The 14,658-nt window shown below is 64.1% G+C and carries 14 protein-coding genes; 10 read left to right on the plus strand and 4 right to left on the minus strand.

Annotated features, from left to right (window positions below; all coding sequences use genetic code 11):
• Positions 1 to 12: 12 nt before the first annotated feature.
• A complete protein-coding gene (locus EA187_RS13320; protein WP_127780579.1) occupies positions 13 to 1,080 on the minus strand; it encodes a DUF2804 domain-containing protein in 1,068 nt (355 codons plus the stop codon).
• Positions 1,081 to 1,545: 465 nt separating this feature from the next.
• Between EA187_RS13320 and EA187_RS13325 the strand changes: the two genes are divergently transcribed.
• On the plus strand, positions 1,546 to 2,979 hold the full coding sequence (locus tag EA187_RS13325; RefSeq protein WP_127780580.1) for an MBL fold metallo-hydrolase: 1,434 nt from the start codon (positions 1,546 to 1,548) through the stop codon (positions 2,977 to 2,979).
• Positions 2,980 to 2,996: 17 nt separating this feature from the next.
• Here the strand turns inward: EA187_RS13325 and EA187_RS13330 are convergent, their stop codons facing one another.
• From EA187_RS13330 to EA187_RS13340, 3 genes are all read right to left on the minus strand, one after another.
• Entirely contained in the window at positions 2,997 to 3,998 is a 1,002-nt protein-coding gene (locus EA187_RS13330; protein WP_206524345.1) for a succinylglutamate desuccinylase/aspartoacylase family protein, read from the minus strand.
• On the minus strand, positions 3,979 to 4,884 hold the full coding sequence (rimK, locus tag EA187_RS13335) for a 30S ribosomal protein S6--L-glutamate ligase (protein WP_115605490.1): 906 nt from the start codon (positions 4,882 to 4,884) through the stop codon (positions 3,979 to 3,981). Before rimK ends, EA187_RS13330 begins: the two co-directional genes overlap by 20 nt.
• A 67-nt stretch (positions 4,885 to 4,951) precedes the next feature.
• Positions 4,952 to 5,416 carry an ATP-dependent zinc protease family protein gene (locus tag EA187_RS13340; RefSeq protein ID WP_115605492.1) on the minus strand — a complete coding sequence of 155 codons (465 nt, stop codon included), beginning with the start codon at positions 5,414 to 5,416 and terminating at the stop codon, positions 4,952 to 4,954.
• A gap of 158 nt (positions 5,417 to 5,574) precedes the next feature.
• On the opposite strand from EA187_RS13340, the gene EA187_RS13345 reads away from it, so the two are divergent.
• The 9 genes from EA187_RS13345 (at position 5,575) to EA187_RS13385 (ending at position 14,636) form a co-directional block, all read left to right on the plus strand.
• Positions 5,575 to 6,975, plus strand: coding sequence for an AMP-binding protein (locus tag EA187_RS13345; RefSeq protein WP_127780581.1), 1,401 nt, complete (start codon positions 5,575 to 5,577; stop codon positions 6,973 to 6,975).
• A 113-nt stretch (positions 6,976 to 7,088) separates the two neighbouring features.
• A complete protein-coding gene (locus EA187_RS13350; RefSeq protein ID WP_115605495.1) occupies positions 7,089 to 7,562 on the plus strand; it encodes a hypothetical protein in 474 nt (157 codons plus the stop codon).
• A 192-nt stretch (positions 7,563 to 7,754) separates the two neighbouring features.
• A complete protein-coding gene (locus EA187_RS13355) occupies positions 7,755 to 10,553 on the plus strand; it encodes a monovalent cation/H+ antiporter subunit A (RefSeq protein WP_115605497.1) in 2,799 nt (932 codons plus the stop codon).
• Positions 10,541 to 10,879, plus strand: coding sequence for a Na+/H+ antiporter subunit C (locus tag EA187_RS13360; RefSeq protein WP_115605499.1), 339 nt, complete (start codon positions 10,541 to 10,543; stop codon positions 10,877 to 10,879). The genes EA187_RS13355 and EA187_RS13360 overlap by 13 nt, the downstream gene beginning before the upstream one ends.
• Entirely contained in the window at positions 10,876 to 12,438 is a 1,563-nt protein-coding gene (locus EA187_RS13365) for a monovalent cation/H+ antiporter subunit D (protein ID WP_127780582.1), read from the plus strand. Before EA187_RS13360 ends, EA187_RS13365 begins: the two co-directional genes overlap by 4 nt.
• 1 nt (position 12,439) lies before the next feature.
• Complete coding sequence (locus EA187_RS13370; RefSeq protein ID WP_206524347.1) at positions 12,440 to 12,937, plus strand: Na+/H+ antiporter subunit E; 498 nt, start codon at positions 12,440 to 12,442, stop codon at positions 12,935 to 12,937.
• Positions 12,937 to 13,206 (plus strand): K+/H+ antiporter subunit F, encoded by a 270-nt coding sequence (locus EA187_RS13375; protein WP_430687899.1) that lies wholly within the window; start codon positions 12,937 to 12,939, stop codon positions 13,204 to 13,206. The genes EA187_RS13370 and EA187_RS13375 overlap by 1 nt, the downstream gene beginning before the upstream one ends.
• A gap of 58 nt (positions 13,207 to 13,264) precedes the next feature.
• Positions 13,265 to 13,612: a Na+/H+ antiporter subunit G gene (locus tag EA187_RS13380; RefSeq protein WP_115605507.1), complete on the plus strand. Its 348-nt coding sequence runs from the start codon at positions 13,265 to 13,267 to the stop codon at positions 13,610 to 13,612.
• A gap of 73 nt (positions 13,613 to 13,685) precedes the next feature.
• Entirely contained in the window at positions 13,686 to 14,636 is a 951-nt protein-coding gene (locus EA187_RS13385) for a class I SAM-dependent methyltransferase (RefSeq protein ID WP_206524349.1), read from the plus strand.
• Positions 14,637 to 14,658 lie beyond the last annotated feature (22 nt).

Raw genomic sequence — 14,658 nt, forward strand, 5'->3', positions numbered from 1 at the left:
CTTAAAGAGCGATCACCACCAGATATCCTGATCCTCGGTCACCCCCACCAGGCGCACCGCATAGCTGGTCGAGCCTACCCGGACCTCCCCCTCAAAGACACCAGCGGGCTGGATAAAATAGCTTCGGACCGGCCCCAGGTTGCGCACCTCGCGGTGCACAAAGATCGAGCGAAAACCAAGCCTCACCCGCCCGCAGGTGGTCTGCACCTCCCAGGGACGCTCGGGGTGATTTTTCTCAAAGGCAAAGCGCGCGCGCCCAAGCCCGATGAGCTCCTCGCCAACCCAGAGCGCATTCTCGTTGGCGGTGGGGTGGGTGTCATTGAACCCCTCAACCAGGTTGAGCCCCAGGCGACGCCCGTCAGGGAGACGCCCCATGCCCATCGCCCAGCGCCAGGCGGTCTGGCGGCCCAGATACCCCTGGGTGTAGTCCAGCGCGCCCAGCCCCCCGTCGAGCCTGTAGGAGCGCGAGCCCACTTTGAGATGGCCTTTGACGGGCAACGCGGTCCATTTCTGCGTCACGTTAATACGCCCGGGAGCAGGCACCGGGGAGATCACGGTGAGCGCCGGAGCGGCACCCCGGGTGTGCAGTTCGGCTCGAAAATCGGTCTTTCCAGACGCCGGCGCAGCCCACGCCCCCAGCCTCCCCCCCATCTCATAGGGCGCCCCGCGGGGCTCACGACGCGTGTAGAGATGTGCGCCGGGACGACGGTAGTGAGCCGCAAGCCCGACTCCGGGACGATCGCCGACCTCCACCTGCAGCCCCGGCACGCCCAGCCCGCCAAAACGCAGCACCGGGCGCTCCTCCAGCAGATCAACGGCGTACATAAAGGTGTGTGCGGCGTAGCCGGCATGCACGATCGCCTGAGCGATAAAGATCTCATCGGTGCAGATCGCGCTGTACTGCCAGCGTTTGCGCCGCATCAAGGCGGCCGCGCCTTCAAGCCCCTCGGCACCGCGCAGGCGATCGAGCTGCACCGCCGACAACTCCCCGCGGTAGGTCCCAATGCGGGCAGCTCCCAGGCGATCCACCATCGCGTTGGGCACCTTCTCAAGCCGCTCGTTATGTACCGTCTCCACCATCGTGTTGCTCCCTGATTCGCCGCGCGGCTGCGCCGGAGTTCTCAACCCATCACCACTTCCTGGAAGGAATTGACGATAACCCGGCCCCCTCACACGTCAACGATCGCACATCCGCGATCGCCGGGCCCCGGCACGCATGCCAGCGCGGTGTATCGACGATGCCTTCCAACGCCTTAAAACGCGACATGTTGGCACAGACCATCGCCTCGAAGGCAAGGGGGTGGCGTTTTGCGACATGGCATCGCCTTGCTCCCACCTCACCGTGACAGGTTGTCATCGTTGATACCTTCGGGCCGACCAGAATTGGATTCGGAGGCATAGGGCATCGCCTTCGGTGCCCCGCGCCTCCTGTTTAGGTCATGCAGCCCCCCCCTGAAAACCTGTAGCGCTGCACTTGCGAGCAGTAAACCTGTGCATAGGTTCTCCCCTGTCCAGAAAAAATCGACGTTCACCTCCGGGGACCTCATGATTTTTGAACGCCTCTACGACAGCGACCTCGCTCAATCCTCCTTTCTGATCGGCTGCTCGGATACCGGGAAGGCGCTGGTGGTCGATCCGCGCCGCGATCTGGAGCCTTACTTTAGGCTCGCACGGGAGCACGACCTGACGATCACCGATGTAGCCGAGACGCATCTACACGCGGATTTTTTAAGCGGCGGCCGTGAGCTGGCGCGCGCCACCGGCGCGCGTTTCTGGCATAGCGCCGAGGGCGATGAGAGCTGGCAGTACAGCGGGCTCGATGGTCTTGATGCACAGGCAATGCTCGATGGCGATCGCATCGAACTGGGGCGCTGTTCCATCGAAGCGGTGCACACTCCGGGGCATACCCCCGAGCACCTGAGTTTTTTGCTTTATGACGGAGAGCAGGCCATCGCGGGGCTCACCGGCGATTTTCTCTTCGTGGGCACGCTGGGCCGCCCCGATCTCATCGACGCCACCGGTCTGGGGCAGAATCAAAGCGAGAAGGCCGCCCGCACCCTCTACGCGAGCGCCCAACGTGCGATGGAGCGCTTCCCGCACGAGGTCCCCCTGTGGCCGGGGCACGGGGCGGGCTCGGCCTGTGGAAAGTCCATCGGAGCGCTCCCCACCACCACGCTGGCAATGGAACTTGCCGGTGCCGAGTGGGCTCTCTTTGTGCAAAAGGGCGATACGCAGGGCTTTATCCACCATATCCTCTCGGAGCAGCCCGAATCCCCCACTTACTTTCGACGCATGAAGGAGGAGAACCGCGACGGCTTTGAGCTGCGCGAGCGCTCCGCCCGCCCCTCCCGCGCCTACCCCCACCTGATCCAACGCGCGCTCTGTGGTGACTTCAAGGTGCTCGATCTGCGCCCCCGCGATGACTTCCAGCGCGCGCACCTCAAAGGGAGCCTGCATCTTCCCCTGGGTCCGCATTTTGCGACCTGGTCGGGCTGGGTCTTGCCCGAACGCGAGCCGCTTTTACTGATTACCGGCTCTGGCATGGAGGCCGATCGCGCCGCCGCAGCGCTTCTTCACGTTGGCCACGACGCCATCGTGGGGTTTCTGCCCTTTGAGGCGCTCCCCCGGGCCGAGCTCACCTCCCAGCCCCATCTGGAGATCGAAGAGGCGCATCAGAAGTGGCAGGCCAAAGAGGCCACCTTTCTCGACATACGCGGAGCCTCAGAGTGGCGCCAGGGCTATATCCCGGGCGCCTTACATCACCCCCTGCCTCTCCTGACCACCGAGATCGATGCTATCCCCCGCGATCGCGATCTGATCGTCACCTGCGGAAGCGGCCGGCGCGCGGCGGTAGCCACAAGCCTCTTGCACGCCCACGGCATCACCCGCGCGAGCGTCTTCCACGGAAGCATGGAGGCCTGGACCAAAGCCCATCTTCCCACGGAGACGCCCCGGCACGATGCCCGGGCGGCAGAATGAGGCGAGCGTTCGCCGCCTTACTCTCCGAGTTTGGCCACGTGAAACATCGCCTCGCCCTGATGCACCAGGGGGTGAGTCACATGCGAGAGCACAATGCCATCAAAAGGCGCCTTCAGAGGTGCAGCGCTGGTATCAAAGGCATCGCCCACGGTGCCCAGACGCTGGCCTTTTTTCACAAAAGCTCCGCTCTCGACCTCCACACGCAGGATGCCGGCGCGACGCGCGCGCACCCAGCTCGTCTGGGAGCTCTCGCGCCTGGCTCCCGGCTCTCCGGCATCCTTAAAGGTGGTGACCCCCAGGGCCTCCAGCACGCGTTTGGTGCCCGCAAGCCCCACTTCCACCACCGGGCGGTCAAAGCGCAGCGCCTCTCCACCTTCAAAGAGCACAATGGGGATCTTTTTCCTGGCCGCCGTCTGGCGCAACGAGCCTCGGGGGGGCGCGGCATCCATCATGACGTCGGCTCCGAAGGCCTCCAAAAGCTGGCGGGTGGGGGCGTCGCTCAAGTCGCCGCGCACATGCGGGAAGTTGTAACGCCCCACCGCCGCCGTATGCAGATCGATGCCGTGAGTGCAGCATCCCACGATCTCATCGAGAAACAGACGCGCCAGACGTCCGGCCAGGCTGCCCTTTTTGCTGCCCGGGAAGCTGCGGTTGAGATCTCGCCGGTCCGGCAGGTAACGGGACTGATTGATAAAGCCAAACACATTGACGATGGGCACCGCAATGACCGCACCACACATCTGCTTCGGATCGAGCTCATTGAGGAGCGCGCGTACAATCTCCACCCCGTTGACCTCGTCGCCGTGCAAGGCCGCGCTCACCCAGACGCGCGGGCCGGGCTCCACCCCGCGCACGATCTCCACGGGCAGGGCCAGCGGCGTCTGGGTGGGAAGCCCCCCTACCGGAATCTCCACCCGGCGCCGCTCCCCGGGCTCCACGCTCACCCCGTTGACGACCAGCGCGCGGCGCACCTTCGGCCCCGCCATGGCCAGCTCACCTTCAGAAATGGATCGTGTCACGGGCAGCTCCTCGGGAGACGTTCTCCTCAATGAAGGAGACGATATGACCGGCGACATCAATGCCGGTGGTCTGCTCAATGCCCTCAAGCCCCGGCGAGGAGTTGACCTCAATGACCATGGGCCCGCGGCTGGAGCGCAGAAGATCGACACCGGCCACGCTCAGCCCCATGGTCTGCGCCGCCAGGATCGCCGTCTCGCGCTCCTCATCGCTGAGCTCGGCCACCGTGGCATAGCCGCCGCGGTGGAGGTTGGAGCGAAACTCCCCGGGCTGGGCCTGGCGCTTCATCGCCGCGACCACCTCATCGCCGACCACAAACGCGCGAATATCGGCTCCGGCCGACTCGGCGATGTACTCCTGGAGCAGAATATTGGCGTCGAGCCCTCGAAAGGCCTCGATCACCGACTGCGCTGCCTTACGCGTCTCGGCCAGCACCACCCCGATGCCCTGGGTGCCCTCCAGCAGCTTGATCACCAGCGGCGCGCCGCCAACGGTATCGATGACGCCATCGACATCCTTGGTCGAGTGCAGAAAACCCGTCACCGGCATCCCCACCCCGGCGCGCGCCAGCAGCTGCATCGCCCGCAGTTTGTCGCGCGAGCGCGAGATCCCCTGGGAGGTATTCGCCGAAAACACCCCCATCATCTCGAACTGGCGCACCACCGAGAGCCCGTAAAAAGTATAGGTCGCCCCGATGCGCGGGACGATCGCCTCCACATCTTTAATCTCCTCGCCGGCGAGCATCACCCGCGGGCGTTTGGAGGTAATATCCATAAAGCAGCGCAGGTAGTCGACGATCTGCACTTCGTGGCCCCGCTCCATGGCGGCCTCGCGCAGACGACGGGTGGAGTAGAGCGAGCTTTTGCGCGAGAGGATGGCGATCTTCATGGGGTGGTGCTCCAGAATACCTTAAGGGGTTGCGCCGCTCACCTGGCGAGCGGCGAAGAGAACAAGGTCAGCGCCGGGGGGTGGTGCCCCCCAGAAAAGATGCGGCCGGATCGACCAGAAAACGCCCCCGGACAGCGTGACGCCCGAGCAGCATGCGAAAACCCATATCTTTGCGATTGGTCAGCGTCAGCTCAATGGCGTAGCGCTGGCCCAGCACTTCGACCACCGGGCGAATCACCACACGAAACTCCTCGTGCCCCGAAGAACTGCGGACCACCCGCCGATCGTAGACGGGATACTCGGCGACCGCTCCATCACGAGCGCTGCGTTGGTGCGGACGCACCTCAAAGCGCACCCAGAGCTCGTCATCCTCAAGCTCAAAGAGTTCGATGTTTTCGGCGTGCAGAGCCGAGGTTCGCGCGCCGGTGTCGATCTTGGCCTTGATGCGCCCCAGCCCCAACTCGGGCAATCCCACCCACTCGCGCCACCCGATGATCGGGCGCGGCGCTTTCGAGCTCTTCTTATCTGTCATAACCTCGCCGGGGTGAACGTCAGGGATCTGGCCCCAGAATGTTGCGCGCGCGTACTTTGTCAACCATCCTCGCGCAGCGAAAGTGAATTCACCGGTGAGCGCTTTGCGCGATCCGGCACACGGACACCGCCAACCACCCGCTAAGCCCCGGGGATACGATGTCGAAACGCAACTTGCCCACCGAACTCTGGAAGCGCTTTCAAGAGGCCAAAGAGGCCCCCGCGCTGAACCTACGCGACGCCGAGGGCACCCTGCACCAGCCCACCTACTGGGAGTGGACGCGCGGGGTGCAGCGCCTGGCGATGGGGCTTGTGGACTGGGGGGTAACCCCTGGCGAGCGCATCGGATATGCAGCGCCGAACAGCGCGGCCTTGCTCGATCTGATGGTGGCAGGCTGGCTTGTGGGCGGGTGCGTGGTGCCGCTCTTGCCGGGCCAGGAGCGCCGCGACACGCTGCGGGCGCTGGCCCGCTCAGGATGCTCGGTGGTCGTGGTCAGCGATGAGGCGGAGCGCCAGCGTTTGAGGGGCCCGGGAGGCCAACTTCCCGCCGACTTAAAGTTTGTGCTCACCGAAGGTTCAGCCGACGCTGAGGCCTGCCTGGGCGTTGAGGCGCTCTCGGAGCGGGGGCGCGATCGTCTGCGCCGCGGCGGCCTCAACCTGCTGGCCGAGCGTATGTTTGCGCAGGAGGCCGACGCCCTCTCGCTCATCCTCTACGACGCCACCCCGTCTGAGACGATGCGCGGCGCATACTTCTCTGGCGAGAAGGTGCTCTTGATGCTTGAGCGCATCGCCCACCAGATGCATCTGAACACCGAGGAGCCAGTGCGCCTGGGCGCGCTGCTCTCGTATGGCTGGCCGGGCTCGTTTTTGCTCACGATGAGCGTGCTCTACGCCGGAAAGGAGCTGGCCGTGGCCGAGTCGGCGCGCCAGCTTCACGAGCATCTGCGCACGCTTCAGCCCACCCACCTTCTGTGCGGGCCGGCCTTCCTGGAGTCTCTGGCCACCCGCTGGCAGGAGCGTCTGGAGGCCGCCCCGGAGATTCTCAAGCAGCTCTCCGGGCCAGCGCAGGACGACGCCTCGCCATCGCGCGCGCCTCTGGGGCGCCTGCTCGGGGGGCTGGGTGAGAAGGCCACCGACCGACTGCTCTACGCGCCGATCCGATCGGAGCTCGGAGGCAGGCTGCGCGCCATCTACGTGCCCGAGGGCCAGGCCGATCCGACCTGGCGCCAGATTCTGGAGCGCGCCGGCACCCACCTGCTGGGCTACCTGGCGCTCCCGGAGGCCGGCGTCTCCCATCTGGAGCATCCCGAGGCCGCTCGCCAGGGCTCGGCCGGACGCCCCATCGAGGGCATCGCCACCCGCCAGGCCCACGCCCGCCAGGGCGAAGTCGGCGAGCTGTGGCTTCGAGGTGAAACCCTCTTCGATGGCTACTGGGGAGGCCCAGGCCCCCGCGAGCGCAACGAGGAGGGTTGGCTTGCCACCGGCATCCACGTGCGTCTGGAGAGTGGCTTTGCCTTTGTCGAAACCACTCCGGCGACCGCCCCACTCACTGAGCCCTGAGGCGCTGCTCATACCGTTACATACACCGGTTTGCGCCCGGCAGCCCCCTCCCCTAAGATGCGCGCGGCCGCAGCCCGCGCCGACTTTGCAGACCCTCTTTGTCGAAGATCCCTATGACACCCACGCATCCGCTCCTTTTGCTTCGCCTCCTCGCTCTGACCACCCTGCTGCTTATCACCAGCGGCTGCGGCGAGCTGCTCGACGCGCTGCCCGGCACCTCGATCTCGGGTACAGTCTATGGCGAGAGCTTCAGCGCCCTCAGCTCCACGGCCGAGGTCAGCAGCGATGGCACCTACTTTCTGACCTTCTCCGACAAGGCCTCCTACAGCTGCACCTCCACCCCGCCGGGCAACTACCTGACGGTGGTCGTCGGCCAGGTAACCACCGCCGGCACGCTGAGCGCTGCGGGCAACGTCAGCTTCAACCTCGTCGAAGATGGCACCACCTTCACCGAGAGCGCGTCCGCAGGGAGCGTGACCATCGATCGTCTGGATACCGACTTCGATCAGGTCATCGAAGGCTCGATCAACGCGGTGGGCCCCTCCAGCGATGTTGCCGGACGTTTCAGCACCCCTATCTGCAACTGATCCCACCTCTTTATAGGCGCGGTGCAAAAACCGCTAACGCGACCCCTGGCCCTATGTTTCGGCCTTGAACGCTCGCCCGAATCGCCTTGTCGGGGTCGGGGCCATCTGGCATATTTCGCGCCATTCCCGGGCGAAAGCCCGCCAGGTGCCACCACCTGAGCGTGCCCGCCTACTGAAACGATCCGAGATGTCATGACGCCGTTGCTCATCGTCTTGTTGCCCTTCGTCGGCCTGATCCTTCCGATCATTCTGGCCCGCCACAGCCACACCGCCGCCACCGTCGGTGCGCTGATCCCCACGACCCTCTCGTTTGGGCTCTTATTGAGTCTGGCCAGCGATGTCTTCGCCGGCGAGGTCTTTGTGGCGAGCTGGCCCTGGATTGAAACGCTGGGGATGAACCTCTCGTTTCGGGTCGATGGCCTGGGGATGCTCTTCGCCATCCTGATCTTGGGCATCGGCACACTGGTCGTGCTCTACGCGCACTTCTACCTGAGCGACTCCGATCCGCGCGGGCGCTTCTTCGGCGCGCTCCTGGCCTTTATGGGCGCGATGCTCGGGGTGGTGCTGGCCGAAAACGTGCTCCTGCTGGCGTTCTTCTGGGAGATCACAAGCCTGAGCAGCTTCTTGCTCATCGCCTACTGGACCCACGTGCCCCTGGCGCGTCAGGGTGCGCGTATGGCACTGGCGATCACGGGGATGGGCGGCCTGCTGCTCTTTGCCGGCCTGCTGCTCGTCGGCCATATCGTGGGCAGCTACGAGCTCAGCGCCATTCTTGCCAACGGCGCGCTTATCCAGGGCCATGACCTCTACGTGCCGGCGTTGATCCTTGTGTTGATGGGGGCGTTCACCAAGAGCGCGCAGTTCCCCTTCCACTTCTGGCTTCCCAACGCCATGACCGCGCCGACGCCGGTCAGCGCCTACCTGCACTCGGCCACCATGGTCAAAGCCGGCGTCTTTTTGCTGGCGCGCATGCACCCGGCGCTGAGCGGCACGCCGGAGTGGTTCTTTATCGTCACCGGTGCCGGCCTGGTGACCCTGACCTTTGCGGCCTACGTCGCTCTCTTCAAACACGACCTCAAAGGCCTTCTGGCCTACTCGACCATCAGCCACCTGGGCCTCATCACGGTGCTCTTTGGCTTTGGCACCCCGATGGCCGCGCTCGTTGGCGTCTTCCACATCCTCAACCACGCCGCCTTTAAAGCCTCACTCTTTATGAGCGTGGGCATCGTCGACCACGAGACGGGCACCCGCGACATGCGCATCCTGGGCGGACTTCGTCACGCCATGCCCATCACCGCCACGCTTGCCACCCTGGGCGCCGCGGCGATGGCGGGCATCCCCGGCTTCAACGGGTTCATCTCCAAAGAGATGTTCTTCTACGAGTCGTGGAAGCTGCCCTTCATTGAGCAGGACTGGGTGGTGCCGGTGATCGTGACGGTGGCCGGTCTGCTCTCGATGGCCTACTCGGTGCGCCTGGTCATCGACACCTTCTTTGGTGAGGTGGGCGAGACGCCGGCCAAACCTCATGACCCGCCCTTTGGCATGTGGCTTCCGGTGGCGCTTCTGGTGACCATCTGCCTGGTGGTCGGCGTCTACCCGAGCATCGCCGAGCCCATCGTCAACGCCGCCGCCCTGGCCACCATCGGCGGGGTGATGCCCGAGGGATACGAGCACCTCTCCCTCTGGCACGGCTTCAACGCCGCCGTCGTCATGAGCCTCATCGCCATCTTCGGCGGTGTGGCCTTCTTCACCCTGCGCTTTAAGCTCTTCGCCCTTGCCGAGCGCTACTGGCCCAACCTCCGCGGCAAACTCGTCTTCGAAGGCCTGGTCGAGCGTGTTGTCGACGCCACCCGCGCCACCACGGCCTCCCTGGAGAATGGCTCGTTGCAGCGCTACGTGATGCTGCTCATCGCCTTTGTGGTCGCCGCCGGCGCGCTGCCCTTCTTCCTCTTTGACTTTGCCCCGGGCAACCTCCCGGCCACCGAGCTTGAGCCGGTGACCATCGTGATCTTCGGCATCTTTGTGGCCGCCTGCCTTGGCGTGGTTGCCAACCACAAGCGCCGCCTCACCGCGATTGTTACCCTCTCGGTGGTCGGCCTGGTGGTGAGCCTGAGCTTCGTCAAATTCTCCGCACCCGACCTCGCGCTGACCCAGCTCTCGGTCGAGGTCGTCACGATTCTCCTTCTGCTGCTTGCCCTCTACGTGCTGCCCAAAGAGACGCCCAGCGAGGGTGGTTTTAGCCTTCGTAAAGTTCGCGACGGCATCCTCGCCACCGTCGCAGGCCTGGGCACCGGCTGGATGAGCTACATGGTGATGACCCGTCCCCAGGACTCCATCAGCATGACCCACCTGGAGAAGGCCTATTACCCGGTGGGCGGCGGCACCAACGTCGTCAACGTCACGCTGGTCGACATCCGCGGCTTCGACACCATGGGAGAGGTGGCCGTGCTCGCGATGGCGGGCTTAGGCATCTTCGCCCTGCTCGCTCGCCTCAACCCGGAGCATATCCACGGGGTGACCCGCCGCGTGCTCGATCGTTACCCGGTGATGCTCACCTCGGCCACGCGCCCCCTGCTCAGCCTGATTCTGGTGATGGCAGTCTACATCTTCATGCGCGGTCACTACCTGCCCGGCGGCGGCTTTATCGCCGGCCTGGTCGCCACCGTTGCGTTGATCATCCAGTACATGGCCAGTGGCCAGCAGTGGTCCTCGGAGCGCATGCCCGTCAATTTCCGAATCATGGCGATTGTCGGCGTGACCATTGCGGTGCTCTCCGGGGCAACCTCGCTTGCGCTGGGCAAACCCATGATGACCATGCTCGTTCCCCTGGGTGAGCCGGGCACCGTGATGACCCTCTACTTCGACCTGGGCGTCTTTTTGGGCGTGGTAGGCGCGATGATGACCATCCTCACAAGCCTGGGTGTGTTGAGCCGCCCGGCATCGGCCGAGACCCTCGCCCACAGCAAGGAGACCAATCCATGGAAGCCCTGATAGCCTCTGCCATCGCCGTTCTGGTGGCCTGTGGGTTCTACCTGGTGCTGCGCGCGCGCACCTTCCCGGTCATCATCGGCCTGGCACTCTTTTCGTACGCCGCCAACCTCTACATCTTCTCCACCGGGCGACTGACCTCCGGGATGCCCCCGGTCTTGCAAAAAGGCGTGCCCCTTGAGGCCTACGCCGATCCGCTGCCTCAGGCCCTGATTCTCACGGCGATCGTCATCGGCTTTGCCATGACGGCCTTTATCCTGGTCCTGGCCATCAGCGGTTATGTGGAGCTTGGCACCGATCATCTCGACGCGAAGGAGCAGAGCCGGTGAACAACTGGATCGTCATACCTATCCTGCTGCCGATGCTCACCGCGCTTGTCTGCGCGCTGATCCCGGCCTCAAAGATCGCCATTCAGCGCACCCTCTCGCTGACCGCCTCCCTGGCCCTTATGGCCACCGGCTTCTTCATGGTCAGCCAGACGATGTCCGGCGAGATCTTCAGCTACGCGATGGGCAGCTGGTCGGCGCCTTTTGGGATTGTGGTTGTCGTCGACCGACTCTCAGCGATGATGGTCGCGCTGACCAGCGTGGTCGCCCTCTGCGTGCTGGCCTATGCCTCCCAGGGCTCCGATAAGCGCGGGCCCTACTTCCACTTCCTCTTTCAGTTTCAGGTGCTGGGGATTTGCGGGGCGTTTTTAACCGGCGATATCTTCAACCTCTTTGTCTTCTTCGAGATCCTGCTTCTGGCCTCCTACAACCTGCTGGTCTACTCCGGCGGCAAGAAGCGGCTGAAGGCGGGCATCCATTACGTGATCCTGAACCTGGTGGGCTCGGCGCTCTTTCTGATCGGCGTGAGCACGCTCTACGGGATCACCGGCACGCTGAACATGGCTGATATGGCGATTCAGGTCGCAGCGTTGGGCCCCGAAGATCAGGCGATTTTGCAGGCCGGTGCGCTGGTTTTGATGGTGGTCTTCGCGCTGAAAGCCGCGCTGCTTCCCCTCTACCTCTGGTTGCCCGGTGTCTACGGCGCGGCGACCGCGCCGGTGGCCGCGCTCTTTGCCGTGCTGACCAAGGTGGGGGTCTACGCCATTCTGCGTACCTCCACGCTGATTTTCGGGCCGGAGGCCGGCGTCGGTGCCGATCTCATCGCGCCTTACCTCTTCCCGCTGGCGCTGATGACCCTCTTCTTCGGAATGGTCGGCGCGATGGGCAGCCACAGGCTGCGCCACATGACGGGCTACCTCATCATCGCCTCGCTGGGCACCATGCTGGCCAGCATCGGCCTCTTTACCCAGGCCAGCATCTCCGGCGCGCTCTACTATCTGGTGCACTCGACGCTGATCATGGCGCTCTTCTTTTTGCTCATTGAGCGCGTTTCCGCCCAGCGCGGTCCTTTCACCGACGAGATCCGCATCGGCTGGAAGCTGACTCAGCCCACCCTGCTCGGACTGATCTTCTTCGGCGCTGCGGTGGCCGCCGCAGGCCTTCCGCCCTTCAGCGGCTTTCTCGGCAAGCTCCTGATGCTTCAGGCCGCCATCGGCGAGCCCGGCGGCTTCTGGATGTGGGCGGTGATCCTCTTTACAAGCCTTCTGGGCCTTGTTGCCCTGAGCCGCGTCGGCACGCAGGTCTTCTGGAAAGGCACCGAGATCTCCGCCGAGCGCGCCGATCAGGTCGAGCGTACCACCACTCTACAGGCCGCCCCCCTGGTCGCCATCCTGGCCATCCTGGCGGCCTACTCCGTCTTCGCCGGCCCCGTCACCAGGTACACCGACGCGGCCGCCGCCCAGCTGCTCGACCCGCAGCAGTACATTGACGCGGTGATGGTCCAACCGGCCTTCTTCCCCGACACAGGCATGAGCGATGACCTCAGCAACAAGGACCACTGACGTGATCAGCATTCGACAACGCGTTCTGCCACAGCCCCTCTTCAGCCTGGTGTTGCTGGCGGTCTGGCTTCTGGCTCAGGGCAAGCTCGAGCTCTCCACGATCATCGGTGGGGTGGTCCTGGCGCTGGTGCTCCCCGCGCTCACCTACCGCTTTACCGATTCCTTCCCGAAGGTGCGTCGGCTCCGCCCCCTGATTCAGTACGTCGTCATCGTGATGTGGGATATCCTCGTCGCCAACCTCGTCGTGGCGCGGCTGATTCTGGGCTCAAGCCGCAAGCTCAAGCCCACCTTCCTGGAGGTGCCGGTGAAGCTGACCAACCCTTATGCCATCACGATCTTCGCGGCCACCATCTCGCTGACCCCCGGTACGGTCTCATCGAACTTGAGCGGCGACCGCAAGACGTTGCTGGTTCATGCGCTGACCTCCGATGACCCCGACGCCGAGATTCAGCTGATGAAGGCCCGTTACGAGGCACCGCTCTTGGAGGCCTTCCAATGATCCTGACCTACGCCATCGCTACCGCCTTCGGCATCGTCTCAGCGGCCATTCTTCTCAACGCCTACCGCCTCTTTCAGGGCCCGGATGTGCTCGACCGCGTTGTGGCCCTGGACACGATGAACATCAACGCCATCGCACTCCTGCTCCTGGCAGGGATCTGGTGGTCGACGGACCTCTTCTTCGAAGCAGCCCTGCTCATCGCCATGATGGGCTTTGTCGGCACCGTAGGCATCTCCCGCTTCCTGCTGCGCGGCGACCTCATCGAGTGAACCTCCACCGGATGAACCGCGTTTCAGTCCGCGTCATCCGAAGCCTTTTGAGACCATCATGGAAGAGCTTCCTCTTTACCTTCAAAGCATCATTGCCGCCCTGCTCATCTTCGGGGCCGTATTTGCCTTTATCGGCTCGCTGGGCCTGGCGAAGTTGCCCGATTTCTACATGCGCCTGCATGGTCCCACCAAAGCGACCACCCTGGGGCTGGGCGCGATGCTGGTGGGCTCGATGATCTACTTCAGCGTCACCAAAGGTAGCCTGACGCTGCACGAGATCCTCATCACCCTCTTCCTCTTTATTACCGCCCCGGTCAGCGCGCACATCCTCTCGAAGTCAGCCATCCGTTCGCGCATCTACGACTCCACCGGCATGGTCGAGGAGAAAACCCGCGAGCTCTTCTGAGCAGCGCTCGCGACAGGCTCATTCAGCCTCACCCTTCTCCCCGCTCCTCTCTCCCCCCGCAGGCCCCCCGAAGATGCCCTACGCCGAACAGGCGGCGATGTTCGAGAACCGTCTCCAGAAGAACATCAGCCGCATCGAGAACGCCGCCCAACGCCTCAACCAGAGCTGCTACCGCATTTACGACGCCGACATCCCCGAGATCCCGCTGCTCGTTGACTGGTACGAGGGCTATTTGCACGTGGCGCTTATGGCCCGGCGCAAGTTCCGCGATATGGACAACGAAGCCTGGCTCGACGCGATGCTTGAGGTCTTAATGACCCAGCTCGACGTCCCGGCTGAGAAGCTTTTTGTAAAGACGCGCCGCCGCCAGAAGGGCTCCTGGCAGTACTCGAAATTTGCCCACGAGCGCAGCGAGATCGCCGTTCACGAGGATGGCCTCAAATTCAAGGTCAACCTCTCCGACTACCTCGACACCGGCCTATTCTTAGACCACCGCATCACCCGCCAGATGGTCCGCGAGGAGTCGCAGGGCAAGAGCGTGCTCAACCTCTTCGCCTACACCGGCGCCTTTACCGTGCACGCGATCGCCGGCGGCGCTCGAAAGACCGTCACCGTCGACATGAGCAACACCTATTTACGCTGGGCCCGGGAGAACCTCGCGCTCAACCAGATGAGCCTGCGCGGAAACCGCTTTGAGCGCGCCGACATCCTGCAATACCTGGCAAGCCCGGACCGCGCCCGAGAGCACTATGACCTGATCGTGCTCGACCCGCCCACCTTCTCCAACTCCAAGAAGATGGATGACACGCTGGAGATCCAGCGCGACCACCCCTGGCTTATCAACACCTCGCTGGGCCTGCTCAAACCCGGCGGTGCCCTTTACTTCTCGACGAACTTTCGAAACTTTAAGCTGCAATCCAGTCAGCTCCACGGTGCCGTCATCGAGGAGCTCACCCAGAAGACCATCCCTCACGACTTCCAACACTCCAAACCCCACCAGAGCTGGCGCATCACCCGCGCGTAACGCTCTTCAAGCGCTCGCGATC

This window comes from Lujinxingia sediminis (genome assembly GCF_004005565.1).
Taxonomy (GTDB): Bacteria; Myxococcota_A; Bradymonadia; order Bradymonadales; family Bradymonadaceae; genus Lujinxingia; species Lujinxingia sediminis.